Source organism: Lelliottia sp. RD5, assembly GCF_056032945.1.
On record NZ_JBVYHQ010000007.1, the window covers coordinates 80,602 to 98,310 of the forward strand.

Sequence of the window (17,709 nt, forward strand, 5' to 3'; positions counted from 1 at the left end):
ATGCGGGTCCTGATCGTTAAAACCTCCTCAATGGGCGACGTATTGCACTCCCTGCCATCGCTGACGGATGCGATGCGCGCCATCCCTGGCATTCGTTTTGACTGGGTCGTGGAAGAAGGCTTCGCGCAGATCCCTGGCTGGCATGAAGCGGTCGACCGCGTGATCCCGGTGGCGATTCGCCGCTGGCGTAAAGCCTGGTTTTCTGCTCCGGTGAAAGCCGAACGCCAAGCCTTTCGCGATACGATACAGGCTCAGCAGTACGATGCAATTATCGACGCACAGGGGCTGGTGAAAAGCGCCGCGCTGGTGACACGTCTGGCACACGGTGTGAAGCACGGCATGGACTGGCAAAGCGCGCGCGAGCCGCTGGCCAGCCTGTTCTATAACCGCCGTCACCGCATCAGCAAGCAGCAGCACGCCGTCGAACGCACGCGCGAGCTGTTTGCCAAAAGCCTGGGTTATCAAAAACCGGAAGCGCAGGGTGATTACGCTATTTCGCAGCATTTCCTGCGTGGCGCTTCGCAAGACAGCCAGCCTTACTTAATTTTCCTCCACGCCACTACGCGTGACGATAAACATTGGCCGGAATCACACTGGCGTGAGCTGATTGGTTTGCTCGGCGAATCCGATGTACGCATCAAACTTCCCTGGGGCGCACCGCATGAAGAGGCGCGCGCCAAACGTCTGGCAGACGGCTTTGACTACGTTGACGTTCTGCCTCGCATGAAGCTGGATGGGGTGGCGCAGGCGTTAGCGGGCGCAACGGCGGTAGTGTCGGTTGATACCGGTCTCAGCCACCTGACGGCTGCGCTGGATCGTCCTAATATTACGCTTTACGGCCCAACGGATCCGGGTCTTATTGGCGGCTACGGAAAAAATCAATATGTCTGCCGCCCGGAAAATTCTTCGCAGTTGAGCACGCTCAATGCCGCTGCGGTTTATGCGCAATTAGAGCCTTTGCTGGCAGCAGAGAGAGCCTATGTCTGAATTTTTCTCAGCGGAGCGCCCACCCAAGCGCGTGCTGATCATCAAGCTGCGTCACCACGGTGACGTTTTGCTGACCTCTCCGGTCTTTACCGTATTGAAAAAAAACTGGCCAGACGTCGAAGTTGACGCACTGGTGTATGACGACACCCAGGCGATGCTCACCAGCCATCCCCATATTGATCAGGTGCATACGATAGGCCGCAACTGGCGCAAAAAAGGCTGGTTTGAGCAATTCCGTCTGTATCGCGCGCTGGTGAATACCCTCAAAGGCCGCCAGTACGATGTGCTGATTAACCTGACCGAACACTGGCACGGTGCGCGTCTGGCGCGTCGTTTAAAACCGCGCGTATCCGTGGGTTTCAAACCGGACAAACGCAGCGGGCTGGCGCGCCGTCGCTGGGTCAAATCATTTACGACGCTGTATCCCGCTATTCAGGACAACAGCCGTCATATGGTGGAAGTGAACCTCGACGCGCTGCGTCGCATCGGCATTCACCCGCAATGTGATGAAGATAAACACACGCTGTTTGTCCCCGGCGATGCGGCGGAAGCGTCTATCGCCGAGAAACTGGCGGGATTCGGGCTGACCTCTAAATCGTATATTTTGGTGCATCCGACGTCACGTTGGATGTTCAAGGCCTGGGAAATCAACAAGCTGGCGGCGACGATCAATAATCTCGCATCACGCGGGCTGCCGATCATTCTTTCCGCAGCGCCGTCAAAAGAAGAGTCAGCTTACATGGATGAGTTGCGTGCTGCGCTTACTCACCCGGTGTTTGATTTAAGCGGGCAACTCAATCTGAAAGAGCTTGGTGCGCTGATGAAACACGCGCGCGTTTACTTTGGCGTGGACTCCATGCCGATGCATCTCGCCAGCGCCGTTGGCACCCCAACCGTTGCCATCTTTGGCCCGACCGGTGCAATCAAATGGGCACCGTGGGGCGTGAATTATCGCGTGATTACCGCCGGATTTACCTGCCAGCCTTGCGGTAAAGCGGGCTGCGGTGACGGAGGCGTTTCCGACTGCATCACGGCGATTACCCCGCAGCAGGTCTTGAGCGCGATCGATACGATGCTGCTGGAAACCCTTCCATGAAGCTGGCAATCGTTCGACAGACTTACAATCCCAACGGCGGCGCAGAGCGTTTTGTCTCGCGCGCGCTCAACGTGCTGGCGCAGGACACCGCGCTGGATGTCACGCTCATCGCTCGCCAGTGGGAAGACGCCGCTGGCTGGCAGACGCTGACGGTGAATCCGCCGTTTCGCAATCGTCTCGGCCGCGAATCGGGTTTTGCTGAGGCCGCCGCCGCAGAGTTTGCCAGGTTCGACATCGTTCAGAGCCATGAGCGTATTCCTGGCGCCACGATATTCCGTGCGGGTGACGGTGTGCATGCCACCTGGCTTGAGCAGTACAGCCGCATTTTGTCGCCGCTGGCGCGCTGGGCGCAGTCATTAAGCCGCTATCACCGCTACATTTTGCAGGCAGAAGCGCAGATGTTTACCCATCCGCAACTGCGAAAAGTGATCTGTAATTCGAAGATGGTGCGCGATGACATAGCCCGCCGTTTCGCCTTGCCTGACGATAAGCTGACGGTTATCTATAACGGTGTTGATACCACGCATTTTAGCCCGGACGTGCGCGCGTTTTCGCAGCGTGAGGTGCTGGGCATTCCGCTAGCTGCACCGGTGCTGGCGTACGTGGGCTCAGGCTTTAGCCGTAAAGGCGTTGCGACGGCGCTTCGCGCCATTGTGCCGCATCCCGATGTCTGGCTGCTGATCGCGGGTCGCGATAAACATGCACGCAAATTCGAAAAGCTGGCGGCAACTCTGGGCGTGGCTTCGCGCGTACGTTTTCTGGGGCCGGTAGCGGATGTGCGTCAGGTTTACGGCACAGCTGACGCCCTGATTTTACCGACACTCTACGATCCCTTCCCAAATGTCTGCGTGGAAGCGCTGGCCTGCGGATTGCCGCTATTAACCAGCCACGGCTGTGGCGCGGCAGAGTGGGTTGAGGAAGGCGTGAACGGCTGGGTGCGTGACGCGCTGGATAGCAAAGGTTATCAGCAGGCGATCGGTGAATGGCTACAAGGCCGTGAACAGGGCGTTAACTACTCTGCGGCGGCACGCGCCACCGCAGAACCCTACACCCTGGAGCGTATGGCTAAAGAGTTGCAGGCGCTTTATCGCGACGTGCTGCGCTGAGCCGCATCAGAAAAGACGTTCTCCATCGCATCCAGCATGCACTCGCGAGTGAAATGGGCGCAAAGGTAATCGAATCCTTGCTGCGCCAGTTGCTCGCGAAGATTTGCATCGTCATACAGTTTGACGATTGCGTCTTGCAGCGCAGATTCATCACGTTGAGCAATCAAAATCCCAGTTTTACCATTAATCACCGCATCTGCGGTGCCCCCCGCGTCGGTGGCAATGGTAGCTATCCGCGATGCCAGGGACTGCAACACGCCCTGCGGAACGCCTTCCATGTCGTGCGAGGGACTCAGGGCGATATCAAACGCCGGGAACCATCGCTCAGGATCGCTGCGATGCCCTGCCATCACCACGCGCTGCTGTAATCCCAGCGCCACAATTTCTTGTTCCAGCGTCGCCTTATGCGGGCCTTCACCGACAATCGCCAGCTTAATACGTGGATTGTCGATCTTTGCCAACGCACGCAGCAACACGCTATGGCCTTTGTTCGGACGCAGATGCGAAACCACGCCGAGCCAAAAATCATCCTGCGAGAGGCCACAATGCGCTCTGGCATCGTGTTTATCAGCGGGATGAAAGCGTTGCGTATCGACGCCGCTCGGCACCGACGTGCTTTGCGCCAGCGGGACGCCGATATCCGCCACCTGATGGCGGAGCGCTTCGCCGGTAGTGACGATGTGCGCACAGGCTTTGCGAAACAGCCAACGTGTTGTCCAGTTATTACGCGGTACACCCGATGCATGACGCGTTCGCACCAGCGGGACCGGATTCGAAAGCGTGAGATTCGCGAGTGCCACCAGCCAGGTATCGGCTGAATTGTGACTATTGATGACATCAATAGATTGGCGATGGCTTTTGAGCCAGTGACGCAGTGATTGCAGATTTTTGAGGTTTTTACGTCTGAGCGGCATGGTCACGACTGTCAGCCCGGCATCTTGTGCCAGAGCGTGCAACGGCGCGCTTTCCGGGCAGAGAATGGTCACCTGATGGCCGCGCTGAATCAGCCCGAGCGACTCATTAATAATACGTAATGGTTGCCCGCCTTTGCCGCCATCTGCTTCAGTGTGAACTATATGCATAAATTTCCTGTTGATGGGCTGAAACCTGCCTAATCAAGGCATTATATACGCTGTCAGCTGCAGAATGTACAAAGTCAGGCTCACCTAAAAATGAGCAGATTATTCTTGCTTACAAACATTGTCCTTCTGTAGTTAGGGCTTCTGTGGTAATTTTCTCTGACTTTTATTCCCTCCGGATATCCGTGGAATTAACGTACACCACTGTTAAATAACCCGTTTAAACGCCGAAATTCTTAACCATTATCATAAATATGACAAATATTCGTAACATCCTGACGGGCCTTTTAGTACTGGCTGTACTGGCGTTGTGTTTTATGTGGCCGATTCCTAATGACCAGCTTCCTTTCCACCGTAATGGTCTCATCTATCCCATTATTGTGGTTGCACTCGGGCTGTTCTTTAGCTCTGCTCAGGCCAAACAGAGGCTGGATTTAAGCAAAATTAAGTTTGTTCTTATTGTTGTATGGGTATTAACGTTCTTCATTTTGATCAACGGATTTTTTGTCGCTCCCGATATAAAAGAGATGTTCTCTACCTGGGATGGGCAATGGCTTCGCCCGGTATTACTGTTCTGCGCAGGACTGGTATTATTACCGGCCATTCAGGATAAATTCCCCTCTATATCAGCAGCCCGCTATTTTACCCTGATCGTTCTCTTCTTCTGGGGGGTGGTTTGCGTCCATTTATTGGATACGGTTTGGCTCTACTGGCGCGACGGCGTGATCCACTGGGGTGAAACGCGGATTGTCTTCAATCGCACGCGCATGAGCTTCCAGGTCAATATGATCACTGGCTTCATTCTTGCCGAACTGCTGGCGCGTGGCTTACTGCATCAGCGCTTTATGCGCCTTAACACCCCCTTCCTCGCTTTTATGCTGCTGTGTAATTTGCTTTGCACCGCGCTGGTTGATACCCGCTGGGGAACCATTGGGCTGGTAGGCAGCTTGTTTTCTACCTTCATTTTGCTGAGTTTTCACAGCATGCGCCGCAGCCGCGTGGTATTAACGGGTACCATTCTGCTCGGGATTTTCGCGGCTTCCGCGTTACTCGGCTACGCGTCGTGGAAAACGGATCCACGTTGGCAAAACCTTGAAAGTGATGCAGTTACCGGCTGGAATGCGCCGTTTAACAGCTTCTGCTATAACAGAGCAAAAGGGATAAGACCACTTAACGACATGGGCCAACCAATGGACCATTCAAACGGTTGTCGTGCCAGCTTCTTCCATCAGGGCTGGAAATTGGTTGCGGAACACCCGGCAGGTATGGGCCCTCGCAAAGAAGCCTTCCGTTACGTGCTGCGTCGCGATACGCAGGATAACCGAATTAACATTCCACACAGCCACTACGGCTTGATTGAGTTTGGTATTCAGAATGGTATTGCCGGTATTGCGGGCTGGTTGATTTTGCTGGCGGGTTGCTGGTACATCGGCTGGCGCGAATTCCGCCATGGCAATACGATGATTGGCCTGTTCCTTCTGCTGTTTACGATCGGATTTTTCTCCAGAACGATGGTCGATCACAATCTGAAAGACCATTACCTGGAGCAATACATGATGTTGACCGGGCTGCTCATTGGTATGTGTGCGCTACGCCCTCTTCAGGATCATAAGAAAATTTCCTGATGATGTATCACCTGCGCCAGGGTCAACGCCCTGGCGTAAAAAAGACGGAGTAAGCATGTCTGACGCGCCGCAATTAAGCCTCATTATCGCTGTATACAACGGCGAATCCTTTCTGAGCGCCTTTTTTGACAGCATTAAGAAGCAGAACCTGGAAAGCCTGGAACTGATCGTTGTTAATGATGGTTCCACCGACGGTTCTTCTGAGATTATCGCCCGCTACGCCAGCGAATTTAGTGATTATAACGTTATCGATCAGGCTAATGGCGGCGTATCAGCGGCTCGCAACGCGGGACTTGCTGTCGCGAAAGGTCAATATGTGGCGTTCCCGGATATTGATGATGTTATTTATCCGGGAATGTACCCTCGCCTGCTGGAGATAGCGCTTGCTGGCAATCTTGATGTCGCCACCTGTAACGGCACCTATATTTACGATGACGGGCGTCCGTCGAAAAAGATTTTCCCCTCTGACAAGCTGACGTCAACGGGTGTCCTGGATGGCCCAACCTGGCTGCAAATGGCGCTGGAATCGCGCAAGTTCCTGCACGTCACCTGGCTCAATATCTACCGTCACGCCTTCATCAAAGAGCAGGGCTTTACCTTTGAACACGGCCTGCGTCATCAGGACATCCCGTGGACGACTGAAGTGTTGCTCACCGCCAAACGCGTGCAGTATATCGATGAAGTGTTTTACGATTATCTGATTCACTCGGCATCGGTTTCGCACACGCCTGGTACCGACGATACCCGCATGCGCTCCTCTCGCCATTATATGAAAATTTTGGAAATGCTGGATGCCATCAATAAACGCCATCCCGATTTGGTGAAACGCGTACCCGCTTGCCAGTGGCAAATTGCGAAAGAAGGCTTAGGCATTCTGCACAGCATCAACAATATCGACGATATGGCGAAAAAGCGTGAGATCACCCGCGAGCTTTTTGAGCGCGGTATCTGGTCTATGATCTGGCGCAACGCGCGCGGTTTCCGCCAGCGCTGGCGTTTAGGACGTCGCTATTTCCGTCTTAAAAAAATTCTCGGCTAACGGACAATATGAGCAAACTCAAACTCCACGCGGTTTCCCGCGCAGACTTCATCGCGAAAAACTACGCAGATTTTCAGACGCTGCTGGATAACCGCGTTAATCCGGATGATATCCCTGAACGTTTCTATTGCGGTGGACGTGGCGGCTGGACGTTTCAAACCACGCTGGCGTTGAAACATTATTACGGCGACGATATTGAATGTTCGTTTGGCTCTGAATGCCGGCCGGATGCTATCAACCTGATGCACAATGATGATTTCGGCTCTCGCGTTAAACCGTGGCGCGGATTTACCGTCGTTGCGCGTGCCGATCGCCCTCCGGTTGTGGGTGCCGATATTGTCGTTGACCAGAATCCTGAAGTTGACGGGCACAGTAACCGCATTTTCGTGCCTTACTGGCCGCAGCCTGGCGTTAAACCACGTGAACGTACCGATGAAACGGTGAAAACCGTGGCGTTTTTCGGCCGTGTTGACAGCTTTCCGCAGGAATACCGTGAAGGTGATTTTAAACAACGACTGGCTGAGCAGGGAATTGACCTGCGCATTTCATTTGATAATTGGACGAACTATCAGGACGTGGATGTTTGCATCAGTTTCCGCAAATCGCACGACCACAAGCTTGCGCGCAAACCCGCCAGCAAATTAATTAATAACTGGCTGGGCAAAACCGTGATGGTGTGTGATGACGAACCGTCTTACCGCGCTATCCGTGAAAGCGATCTGGATTATCTGATTGCCAAAAATCCTGACGAAGCCTTTGAGGCGATTATGCGTCTGAAGAATTCTCCTGAGCTGTATCGCCAAATGCGTGAACAGGGAGAAAAACGTTTACAGGTTTATTCCCGTGAGGCGGTTGCTGCTCGCTGGTTTGCCCTGTTTGAGGATATCTGGCGGAAAGGATTGCACAATCGCCCCACGCTGGTTCGCGCACTGCGCTTTGGTTTTGGTAAAGCAATTCGTCCGCTGACTAAAAAGTTCTGAGTTAGACTGAGTCTGAACATGTTCAAAACATCTGCACAATCATCACTCACACTACGCCGCAATATCCTGCGGACAGTGGTGTTGACGCTAGCTTTCCTGGTGCTGTTTTCACTTTCTGAAATCATCATCCTGTTAAAAGACCATGTCTATCAACCTAAAGCCGGCGATATCTCGCTGTATCTGATCATCTCGCTGCTGGCCGCCGTCAGTGCACGTTTCTTCGTCACGCGCCTTCTGCTGGCCGTCACGTTTATTGTGCAGATATCAGAAGCGATCTATTACCAGTTTTATGGTCAGTTCTACGGCCCAAGCGAAGTCTGGCTTGCGTTTGTCGAAACGAAAGACATTGCCAGCGGAATTACCGACAGTCTCGGATCGCTGGGGATTTACTTCGCGATCATGGTCCTGGCAGTCGTGTTTGCACTGGTCTTCACCCGTCGCATGGCACCTCAGTGGCATAAAGGGCTGGCGATGCCCTGCCTGCTCGCCATCGTTGTTATGTTTGCCGGCCAGTTTTACAAGGCCATCGATGGTCAGATGTACAAGTTCAACCCAGACCTGCGCCACTCTTTACTGCGCAACGGTCTGTCAGCCATGAGCTTTAGCGCCATTCGTCTGATCCCGGAAGCCCTGTCTGGCGAAAACCAGAGCGTGACCCATTACGAACCTTATAAGGTGACGCCGGTTGAGGGATCACATGCAGGCAAATACTCCATCATCCTGGCGATTGGCGAAAGCCTCAACCCGCATCACGTCAGTGCGCTGGGCTACGAGCGCGATACCACGCCAGAGCTGAAAGCCCTTATGAAGCAGTATCAGGGTACGGGTCGTCTGGTGGTATCTAACGCTGTGTCAACGCGTGTCGCCATTCCTATGCTGGTGAATAATCTGCGCGAGCCGGATAACTACGGCGCGTATAAATCCAGGTCGACCAATATCTTTGCGAATGCGAAAAAACAGGGTTATCAAACCGCATTTATCTCAGCGCAAGGTCTGGAAGGATTGAGCAACTGGATCGGTATCCACGACATTGACCTGTGGGAAGACACGCAAATTCGCCCGGCTCCGGATGTGGGCGCGGACGTGGTACTCACGCCATCGGTCGAGAAAGCCACGCTGGACTGGAACAAACCGTTCCTGATGGTGCTGAACAGCCGTGCACCGCATATCCCTTATGAGCGAAATATCCCGCAGGGATTTGCGAAATTCTCGACGCCGCGCCTGAGTAATGACGTTGAGCAGAAGAAAAATGAGTACGACGATGCCGTGCGTTTGTACGATAAAGAACTGGCGTCCGCCATCCGCACGACGATGGCGAAATCCAAACTGCCGGTGCTGGTGTTCATTACCTCGGATCACGGAGAGCGCGTGGGCGACGGCGGACTGTTTGGTCATTCGGTTGTGGAAATGCCAATTGCTCAGGTGCCATTCCTCTATTTCAGCAACGACCCGGCGTATTCAATGAATGCGATCAGCCCGCAAGTCCCGCTGAACCACTATCAGGTTGCGACGCTTATCAACAAAATGCTGGGCTATTCTGTCAGCAACCCGAATCAGAAAGATGACAGCTTCTTCATCACGGGCGGCGATATTCGTGGTCTGTCGGAGCGTGTGACCTACCACTTAAATGCGCTCCCTGAAGCAGAGCGTTAATCTGCAAGTCATCAAACGGGCAAACACTGCCCGTTTTTTTATCGTTGAATGAACGTAACGCAGGCAGACAAGTGAGCTAAAATGCCAAAGAGATAGCTTTAAACGGCCTAAATGCTTAGAATTTGCCCGCTGAAACTGAAAAACGGATAATCGCTTGGAATTGTTGTATACCGCTCTGCTCTACATTATTCAGCCGCTGGTGTGGCTAAGACTGCTGCTTCGTAGCCGTAAAGCGCCTGCGTATCGAAAACGTTGGGCTGAACGTTATGGCTACTGTCGTAATAAAGTTGTGCCAGACGGTATTCTGCTGCATTCCGTATCCGTCGGTGAAACACTGGCGGCCATCCCGCTGGTCCGCGCACTGCGCCACCGTTATCCCTATTTGCCGATTACCGTCACCACCATGACCCCTACGGGTTCTGAACGCGCGCTGTCGGCATTTGGCAAAGACGTGCATCACGTTTACCTGCCTTATGATTTACCCTGCGCCATGAACCGCTTCCTCAACACCGTGCGTCCAAAGCTGGTGATTGTGATGGAAACCGAACTTTGGCCAAACATGATTTCCGCCCTGCATGCCCGCAAAATTCCGCTGGTGGTGGCGAATGCTCGCCTGTCTGAACGCTCCGCGAAAGGCTATGGCAAGCTGGGTAAATTTATGCGTCGCCTGCTGTCCAAAATTACGCTGATCGCTGCCCAAAACGAAGAAGATGCCGCGCGCTTTATCTCCCTGGGGCTGAAACGCAATCAGCTCGCCGTAACCGGCAGCCTAAAGTTTGATATTTCCGTCACGCCAGAACTCGCGGCGCGTGCCCTCACGTTACGCCGCCAGTGGGCACCCCGCCGTCAAGTGTGGATCGCAACCAGCACCCACGATGGCGAAGAAGAGATTATTCTGCAGGCGCATCGCAAACTGCTCGAAACTTTCCCGGATTTACTGCTGATTCTGGTTCCGCGTCATCCCGAACGCTTTAAGGATGCCCGTGAATTGGTGCAGAAAGGCGGATTTAGCTTCACGCTGCGCAGCAGCGGTGAGATCCCATCGGGTAGCACTCAGGTGGTGATTGGCGACACGATGGGCGAACTGATGCTGCTCTACGGCATTGCCGATCTGGCGTTCGTGGGCGGCAGCCTGGTCGAACGCGGCGGACACAATCCGCTGGAGCCTGCCGCACATGCCATTCCTGTGCTGATGGGGCCCCACACGTTTAACTTCAAAGATATCTGCGCCAAATTGCAGCAAGCCGACGGCTTGATTACCGTAAACGATGCGGACTCCGTGGTGAAGGAGGTATCAACCCTGCTCACCGATGAAGATTACCGTTTGTGGTACGGTCGCCATGCCGTGGAGGTGCTGCATCAGAATCAGGGCGCATTGACCCGTCTGCTGCAACTTCTTCAACCTTACTTGCCGCAGCGGAGTCATTAATGTCAACGCGTCTGTCGGTCGTGATGATCGCCAAAAACGCTGCCGACCTGCTTCCGGACTGCCTCGCGTCTGTTGCCTGGGCTGACGAAATTGTCCTGCTGGATTCGGGCAGTGTGGACAATACGGTTGAAATCGCCCGTGCCACAGGCGTGAACGTGTTCATCGATACCGACTGGCAGGGCTATGGCATTCAGCGTCAGCGCGCGCAATCTTTTGCTACTGGCGACTACGTGCTGATGATCGACACTGACGAGCGCATCACGCCGGAACTCCAGCAGGCCATACAAACCGTACTGATGTCGCCGAAGCCTGGCGTTGTGTACAGCATTGCGCGCCGGAATTATTTCCTGGGCCGCTTTATGCGTCACAGCGGCTGGTATCCCGACCGCGTGATGCGTCTTTACGAGCGCGATCGCTATCAGTACAACGCCAATCTGGTTCATGAAGCTCTGGATTGTCCTCAGGCTCAGGTGACGACGCTAAGCGGCGATCTGCTGCATCTCACCTGCCGGGATTTTGCGAGCTTCCAGCGCAAGCAACTCAACTACGCCACGGCCTGGGCACAAGAGCGCCATCAGCGCGGTAAAAAGGCCTCTCTGACGGGAATTTTTGCGCATACGATAGGTGCGTTTTTGAAAACACTGCTGCTGCGCGGCGGTGTCCTGGATGGCAAACAGGGCTGGTTACTGGCAGTGGTGAATGCACAGTATACTTTCAACAAATATACCGAGCTGTGGGCGTTAAACCGCGGCTACTCAGAGAAACGTGAGCCATGAGCACAAAAGCGATTTATCCGGGTACCTTCGATCCCATCACTAACGGTCATATTGATATCATTACGCGTGCTGCCAGCATGTTTGATCGCGTGATTCTGGCGATTGCTGCCAGTCCCAGCAAAAAACCCATGTTCGATTTAGATGAACGCGTCGCGCTCGCCACTTCCGCGCTTCAGCACCTGCCGAATGTTGAAGTCATGGGCTTTAGCGATCTGATGGCCAATTTCGCACGCGCACAGCAAGCCAATATTCTGATTCGCGGATTGCGTGCCGTAGCTGATTTTGAATACGAGATGCAGCTGGCACACATGAACCGTCATCTGATGCCGGAACTGGAAAGCGTCTTCCTGATGCCGTCAAAAGAGTGGTCGTTTATTTCGTCATCACTGGTGAAAGAAGTGGCGCGCCACGCGGGGGATGTGGCGCATTTTCTGCCTGCGAACGTTCACCAGGCGTTGATGGAAAAGCTCAAATAATTTATTTCTGACACTGGCGGCAGTAAAACGTCGCACGCTGCGCATGTTTCGACGCAACGATGGGAGTGCCGCACACTCTGCACGGCTCGCCTTTACGGCCATACACCTGCAGTTCCTGCGCAAAATACCCCGGCTTACCGTCACTTTGCAGGAAATCCTTCAGCGTCGTCCCGCCCTGCTCGATTGAGCGCAGTAAAACGGCTTTGATGACTTTCACCAATATCTCGCACTCGTGCTCTGAGAGTGACGATGCGAGCCTGTCAGGGTGAATCCCTGCCGCAAAAAGCGACTCGCTGGCATAGATATTCCCAACCCCCACCACCAGCTTGTTATCCATCAGCCAGGGTTTGATCGGCGTTTTCTTTTTGGCGCACCGCGCTTTCAGGTAGTCAGCGTTAAATGCTTCGCTCAGCGGCTCTGGGCCGAGATGCGCCAGCACGTTGTGCCCCTCAAGCTCTTTAGTCCACAACCATGCGCCAAAGCGTCTAGGGTCGGTATAGCGCAGCACTTTGCCGTTACTCATGACCAAATCCACGTGATCGTGTTTTTCGGCAGGTAACTCTTCACTGAGGATACGCAAACTCCCGGACATCCCAAGATGGATGATTATCCAGCCGTCGGGCAGCTCCAGCAGCAGGTATTTTGCGCGGCGCTGCACGCTCAGAACCGGCTTATCGCTCAGGGTATGTATCTCATTGGAAACGGGCCAGCGAAGACGACCGTTACGCACGACAGCATGAAGAATGGTCGCGCCCACCAGATGCGGCTCGATACCGCGACGGCTGGTTTCTACCTCAGGTAATTCAGGCATGTTTCCTCCATTGAGAGACACAGACATTGAGAAACGCAGAATGCAAAAAACCCCGCGATTGCGGGGTTTTTCTTTACAAGGAATCTAAAATTATTTGATTTTAGCTTCTTTGTATAAAACGTGCTGACGGACAACTGGATCGAATTTTTTCAGTTCCAGTTTTTCCGGTTTAGTACGCTTGTTCTTCGTGGTGGTGTAGAAGTGACCAGTACCAGCAGAAGAAACCAGCTTGATTTTCTCACGAATACCTTTAGCCATGATTTATTTCCTCTTTAAGTACTTAGTACTTTTCGCCACGGGCACGCAGTTCGGACAGAACTGTATCGATGCCTTTCTTATCAATAACACGCATACCTTTAGCAGATACACGCAGGGTGACAAAACGCTTCTCGCTCTCAACCCAAAAACGGTGAGAGTGCAGGTTCGGCAGGAAACGGCGTTTAGTCGCGTTCAGTGCGTGGGAACGGTTGTTACCGGTCACCGGACGCTTGCCAGTAACTTGGCAGACTCGGGACATGTCTATTCTCCAAAAATCAAATTAGCTCGAGCTTCGTATGGGGTATCGGCGCCTCGTCAGGCTTTACAGCCCGGTCATCGCGGTTCTAAGTGAACACTCGATTGCCAGGCCCAAATGCCAAACCCGAGATTCTCAAAGGTGGCGTAGTATACGCTGACTCGACGATGTGCTCAAGTCCCGAACAGACAAAGATCCCGATGGATCGCGAGAAAAGGTCTAAATCCAACCACGTTCAGCTAAAGAAACATACTCTCCACGTCCCACAATAAAATGGTCAAGTACACGAATGTCCATGAATTGACAGCATTTGATGATACGTTCGGTGATCTCTTTGTCGGCTTTACTCGGTTCAGCGCAACCAGAGGGGTGATTATGCGCGAGGATCACGGCGGCTGCATTCACTTTTATCGCTTCTCGCACAATTTCTCGCGGATGAACCTCAACATGACGCAATGTTCCCGAAAACATGCGGCTATGTTTCACCACCCGATGTTGATTATCGAGAAAGATCACCATGAAGATTTCACGTTCTGCATCAGAGAGCTGACTCTGTAGAAAATCTTTTGTCATTTCAGGACTTAACAGCGGATTATCGCCAAGTACCCGCACGCTATGATAGCGTCGGGCAAGCTCGGCAATGCCCTTAAGCTGCGCAAATTTAGCCAGCCCGATCCCTTCGACATACCGAAATTCGTCCAGATCGGCGTTCAATAACCCATGTAGCGATCCAAAATGATGTAACAGTTCCTGCGCTAATATAAACACGCTCTTTCCTGATGTACCGGTACGCAAAAAAAGTGCCAGTAGCTCGGCATCCGTCAGTGATGTGATACCAAAATTCAGCATTTTCTCCCGCGGCAAGAGCGCCAACTCATCATCCATGTCCCGTCTCCTGTTTTGCTTTCGTTATGCTGACACAGGAATTCTCACTACTCGACGGGGACTTTTCGTTCTTGCGTAACGCCTCGCAAAGTGGACCGCGCACATTTTTACGTCGATTTTCGTATTGTGATAAAATGTTTCCCTCTGGATAAACCCAACAGGAAAGAATCATGATGAGCCTGGCTGGCAAAAAAATCGTTCTTGGCGTGAGCGGCGGCATCGCCGCGTATAAAGCGCCAGAGCTGGTGCGCCGCTTGCGAGATCGCGGGGCAGAGGTGCGGGTCGCGATAACGGAAGGCGGCAAAGCGTTTATTACCCCGTTGAGCCTACAAGCCGTTTCAGGGTATCCGGTATCCGATAGCCTGCTCGATCCGGCCGCTGAAGCCGCAATGGGCCATATTGAACTGGGCAAATGGGCAGATCTGGTTATCCTCGCTCCCGCAACGGCGGATTTAATCGCACGCGTTGCGGCAGGCATGGCCAACGATCTGGTTTCAACGATTTGTCTGGCTACACCCGCACCTGTCGCCGTCGTGCCAGCGATGAACCAGCAGATGTACCGCAATGCCGCGACCCAGCATAACCTTGAGATTCTGGCCTCTCGCGGGTTGCTCATTTGGGGTCCAGATAGCGGGAGTCAGGCATGTGGGGATGTGGGTCCAGGACGCATGCTCGATCCGCTTGCCATTGTCGATATGGCCGCCACGCATTTTGCGCCTGTCAACGATCTGCAACATCTCAACATCATGATTACTGCCGGTCCGACACGCGAACCCTTGGATCCCGTGCGATACATCACGAACCACAGTTCCGGCAAGATGGGGTTTGCCATTGCCGCGGCAGCAGCAAAACGCGGAGCAAACGTCACGCTGGTCAGCGGGCCGGTCTCTTTAGCCACGCCACCTTTCGTGCAACGCATTGATGTTACTACCGCACTGGAAATGGAAGCAGCCGTTCAAGCGCACGCACAGATGCAGCAAATATTTATCGGCTGCGCGGCCGTCGCCGATTACCGCGCCGAGACCATTTCTGATGCCAAGATTAAAAAGCAAGGCGATGAATTAACGATAAAAATGGTGAAAAATCCTGACATCGTTGCCGGTGTTGCCGCACTAAAAAGCCATCGACCTTACATCGTTGGGTTTGCCGCCGAAACAAATAATGTGGAAGAATATGCCCGGCAAAAACGGACCCGCAAAAATCTCGATTTGATTTGCGCGAACGATGTTTCGCTGGCGACACAAGGATTTAACAGCGACAGCAACGCATTACACCTTTTCTGGCAGGATGGAGATAAAGTCTTACCGCTTGAGCGCAAGGAACTCCTGGGCCAACAATTACTGGACGAGATCGTTACCCGTTATGATGAAAAAAATCGACGTTAAGATTCTGGACCCGCGCGTTGGCCAGCAATTTCCGCTGCCAACCTATGCCACCTCCGGCTCCGCCGGTCTTGACCTGCGAGCCTGTCTCGATGACGCCGTCGCGCTGGCGCCAGGCGCCACCACGCTGATCCCGACAGGTCTGGCGATTCACGTTGCAGACCCTTCACTGGCAGCGGTGATTTTGCCTCGCTCTGGTCTTGGTCATAAGCATGGTATTGTGCTGGGCAATCTGGTCGGGCTCATTGATTCCGACTACCAGGGTCAACTGATGGTCTCTGTATGGAACCGTGGCCAGGACAGCTTCACGATTGAGCCGGGCGAACGTATCGCGCAGATGGTCTTTGTGCCTGTTGTTCAGGCTGAATTTAATCTGGTAGACGATTTTGATGCCACCGACCGTGGCGAAGGCGGCTTCGGCCACTCTGGGCGCAAATAAGCCCAACGATACGCACCTCACAGCGTAATAATGCAATAACACACCGCAAACGCGTGTTTGCGGTCGCTGTGTGGATGCCAGCCGGACAGGCGCTTATTTTCAGGGGTATTTTGTAACATGGCAGAAAAACAAACCGCGAAAAGGAACCGTCGCGAAGAAATACTTCAATCTCTGGCGCTGATGCTTGAATCCAGCGATGGCAGTCAACGCATCACTACCGCAAAACTGGCGGCCTCTGTCGGCGTATCAGAAGCGGCGCTGTATCGTCATTTCCCCAGCAAAACGCGGATGTTTGATAGCCTCATCGAGTTTATCGAAGACAGCCTCATTACCCGTATCAATCTGATTCTTAAAGACGAAAAAGACACCACCGCCCGCTTGCGATTGATTGTTTTACTGATTCTTGGTTTCGGTGAACGCAATCCCGGCCTGACGCGAATTATGACAGGGCATGCGCTAATGTTTGAGCAGGACAAGCTTCAGGGACGCATCAATCAGCTTTTCGAACGCATTGAAGCCCAGTTGCGCCAGGTTCTGCGTGAAAAGAAAATGCGTGAAGGTGAAGGCTACACCACGGATGAAAATGTGTTGGCGGGGCAGCTGTTAGCATTCTGCGAAGGAATGCTTTCTCGCTTTGTACGCAGTGAATTTAAATATCGCCCAACGGATGATTTCGACACCCGTTGGCCGCTCGTGGCTGCGCAATTGCAGTAAACGCGTTGAAGCCCGGTCAGCATCACGCGACCGGGCAAATGCCTTAAACGCCAAACTCTTCCCGATACGCACGCACCGAAGCCAGATGATCCGCCATCTCAGGTTTCTCTTCCAGGTAGGCAATCAGGTCTTTCAACGTAATAATTGAAATCACGTCGCAGCCATAATCACGCTCAACTTCCTGAATGGCTGAAATCTCGCCACGGCCACGCTCCTGGCGATCGAGAGAAATCAATACGCCAGCAAGCGAAGCGCCATTGGCCTGAATAATTTCCATCGACTCACGGATTGCCGTGCCTGCGGTGATCACGTCATCCACCAGCATAATTCGCCCCTGCAATTCACTGCCAACCAGATTGCCGCCTTCACCGTGGGTTTTAGCCTCTTTGCGGTTGAAGCAGTACGGAACATCGCGATCGTGATGTTCCGCCAGCGCAACTGCCGTGGTGGTCGCAATCGGGATACCCTTATACGCAGGACCAAACAGCAGGTCGAAATCAATCCCGGAATCCACAAGCGCTTCGGCGTAAAAACGGCCTAATAAAGCCAGATCGCGCCCAGTATTAAACAGCCCGGCGTTGAAGAAATAGGGGCTTTTACGCCCGGATTTCAGCGTAAATTCGCCAAACTTAAGTACCTGCTTGTTAAGCGCAAACTCAATAAACTGGCGCTGATAGGGTTTCATGGATTTGCTCCTCAAGACTTTTCTACGGACAAA

The 17,709-nt window shown here is 53.3% G+C and carries 19 protein-coding genes; 13 read left to right on the forward strand and 6 right to left on the reverse strand.

Annotated features, from left to right (window positions below; translation table 11 throughout):
• Genes rfaC through AC0LWE_RS18785 form a run of 3 tightly spaced genes read left to right on the forward strand, consistent with a single transcriptional unit; the run spans position 1 to position 3,189 of the window.
• Complete coding sequence (gene rfaC / locus AC0LWE_RS18775; protein ID WP_219347193.1) at positions 1 to 987, forward strand: lipopolysaccharide heptosyltransferase RfaC; 987 nt, start codon at positions 1 to 3, stop codon at positions 985 to 987.
• Positions 980 to 2,083 (forward strand): putative lipopolysaccharide heptosyltransferase III, encoded by a 1,104-nt coding sequence (gene rfaQ / locus AC0LWE_RS18780; protein ID WP_131488936.1) that lies wholly within the window; start codon positions 980 to 982, stop codon positions 2,081 to 2,083. Before rfaC ends, rfaQ begins: the two co-directional genes overlap by 8 nt.
• Positions 2,080 to 3,189 carry a glycosyltransferase family 4 protein gene (locus AC0LWE_RS18785; RefSeq protein WP_219347194.1) on the forward strand — a complete coding sequence of 370 codons (1,110 nt, stop codon included), beginning with the start codon at positions 2,080 to 2,082 and terminating at the stop codon, positions 3,187 to 3,189. Before rfaQ ends, AC0LWE_RS18785 begins: the two co-directional genes overlap by 4 nt.
• Here the strand turns inward: AC0LWE_RS18785 and AC0LWE_RS18790 are convergent.
• Entirely contained in the window at positions 3,168 to 4,271 is a 1,104-nt protein-coding gene (locus tag AC0LWE_RS18790) for a glycosyltransferase family 4 protein (protein WP_219347195.1), read from the reverse strand. The two genes, AC0LWE_RS18785 and AC0LWE_RS18790, sit on opposite strands and share 22 nt — an antisense overlap.
• Positions 4,272 to 4,522: 251 nt before the next feature.
• Here AC0LWE_RS18790 and AC0LWE_RS18795 point away from each other — a divergent pair, with 251 nt between their 5' ends.
• The 7 genes from AC0LWE_RS18795 to coaD all read left to right on the forward strand — a co-directional run bounded on the left by AC0LWE_RS18795 (position 4,523) and on the right by coaD (position 12,246).
• Positions 4,523 to 5,893 carry an O-antigen ligase family protein gene (locus AC0LWE_RS18795; protein ID WP_202668297.1) on the forward strand — a complete coding sequence of 457 codons (1,371 nt, stop codon included), beginning with the start codon at positions 4,523 to 4,525 and terminating at the stop codon, positions 5,891 to 5,893.
• Between the two features lie 55 nt (positions 5,894 to 5,948).
• Positions 5,949 to 6,932, forward strand: a complete 984-nt coding sequence (locus tag AC0LWE_RS18800; RefSeq protein WP_059180480.1) for a glycosyltransferase — start codon at positions 5,949 to 5,951, stop codon at positions 6,930 to 6,932.
• An 8-nt stretch (positions 6,933 to 6,940) separates the two neighbouring features.
• Positions 6,941 to 7,912 carry a glycosyltransferase family protein gene (locus AC0LWE_RS18805; protein WP_059180481.1) on the forward strand — a complete coding sequence of 324 codons (972 nt, stop codon included), beginning with the start codon at positions 6,941 to 6,943 and terminating at the stop codon, positions 7,910 to 7,912.
• An 18-nt stretch (positions 7,913 to 7,930) separates the two neighbouring features.
• The gene (locus tag AC0LWE_RS18810; protein WP_202668296.1) at positions 7,931 to 9,565 is read left to right on the forward strand and encodes a sulfatase-like hydrolase/transferase; all 1,635 of its coding nucleotides are present in this window, start codon (positions 7,931 to 7,933) and stop codon (positions 9,563 to 9,565) included.
• 154 nt (positions 9,566 to 9,719) lie between these two features.
• Complete coding sequence (waaA, locus tag AC0LWE_RS18815; RefSeq protein ID WP_059180483.1) at positions 9,720 to 10,994, forward strand: lipid IV(A) 3-deoxy-D-manno-octulosonic acid transferase; 1,275 nt, start codon at positions 9,720 to 9,722, stop codon at positions 10,992 to 10,994.
• Positions 10,994 to 11,770, forward strand: coding sequence for a glycosyltransferase family 2 protein (locus AC0LWE_RS18820; RefSeq protein ID WP_219347196.1), 777 nt, complete (start codon positions 10,994 to 10,996; stop codon positions 11,768 to 11,770). Before waaA ends, AC0LWE_RS18820 begins: the two co-directional genes overlap by 1 nt.
• Entirely contained in the window at positions 11,767 to 12,246 is a 480-nt protein-coding gene (coaD, locus tag AC0LWE_RS18825; protein WP_219347197.1) for a pantetheine-phosphate adenylyltransferase, read from the forward strand. The genes AC0LWE_RS18820 and coaD overlap by 4 nt, the downstream gene beginning before the upstream one ends.
• Position 12,247: 1 nt before the next feature.
• On the opposite strand, the gene mutM is transcribed toward coaD, so the two are convergent.
• From mutM to radC, 4 genes are all read right to left on the reverse strand, one after another.
• A complete protein-coding gene (mutM, locus tag AC0LWE_RS18830; RefSeq protein ID WP_059180486.1) occupies positions 12,248 to 13,057 on the reverse strand; it encodes a bifunctional DNA-formamidopyrimidine glycosylase/DNA-(apurinic or apyrimidinic site) lyase in 810 nt (269 codons plus the stop codon).
• Between the two features lie 90 nt (positions 13,058 to 13,147).
• A complete protein-coding gene (gene rpmG / locus AC0LWE_RS18835; RefSeq protein ID WP_003024094.1) occupies positions 13,148 to 13,315 on the reverse strand; it encodes a 50S ribosomal protein L33 in 168 nt (55 codons plus the stop codon).
• A gap of 22 nt (positions 13,316 to 13,337) precedes the next feature.
• Positions 13,338 to 13,574, reverse strand: a complete 237-nt coding sequence (gene rpmB, locus AC0LWE_RS18840) for a 50S ribosomal protein L28 (protein ID WP_002436699.1) — start codon at positions 13,572 to 13,574, stop codon at positions 13,338 to 13,340.
• A gap of 216 nt (positions 13,575 to 13,790) precedes the next feature.
• Positions 13,791 to 14,456: a RadC family protein gene (gene radC, locus AC0LWE_RS18845; protein ID WP_219347198.1), complete on the reverse strand. Its 666-nt coding sequence runs from the start codon at positions 14,454 to 14,456 to the stop codon at positions 13,791 to 13,793.
• Positions 14,457 to 14,629: 173 nt separating this feature from the next.
• Here radC and coaBC point away from each other — a divergent pair, with 173 nt between their 5' ends.
• The 3 genes from coaBC to slmA all read left to right on the forward strand — a co-directional run bounded on the left by coaBC (position 14,630) and on the right by slmA (position 16,991).
• The gene (coaBC, locus tag AC0LWE_RS18850) at positions 14,630 to 15,841 is read left to right on the forward strand and encodes a bifunctional phosphopantothenoylcysteine decarboxylase/phosphopantothenate--cysteine ligase CoaBC (RefSeq protein ID WP_219347667.1); all 1,212 of its coding nucleotides are present in this window, start codon (positions 14,630 to 14,632) and stop codon (positions 15,839 to 15,841) included.
• Positions 15,819 to 16,277: a dUTP diphosphatase gene (dut, locus tag AC0LWE_RS18855; protein ID WP_166638675.1), complete on the forward strand. Its 459-nt coding sequence runs from the start codon at positions 15,819 to 15,821 to the stop codon at positions 16,275 to 16,277. Before coaBC ends, dut begins: the two co-directional genes overlap by 23 nt.
• A gap of 117 nt (positions 16,278 to 16,394) precedes the next feature.
• Positions 16,395 to 16,991 carry a nucleoid occlusion factor SlmA gene (slmA, locus tag AC0LWE_RS18860; protein WP_011915366.1) on the forward strand — a complete coding sequence of 199 codons (597 nt, stop codon included), beginning with the start codon at positions 16,395 to 16,397 and terminating at the stop codon, positions 16,989 to 16,991.
• A gap of 43 nt (positions 16,992 to 17,034) precedes the next feature.
• On the opposite strand, the gene pyrE is transcribed toward slmA, so the two are convergent.
• The gene (pyrE, locus tag AC0LWE_RS18865; protein WP_131488952.1) at positions 17,035 to 17,676 is read right to left on the reverse strand and encodes an orotate phosphoribosyltransferase; all 642 of its coding nucleotides are present in this window, start codon (positions 17,674 to 17,676) and stop codon (positions 17,035 to 17,037) included.
• Between the last annotated feature and the right edge of the window lie 33 nt (positions 17,677 to 17,709).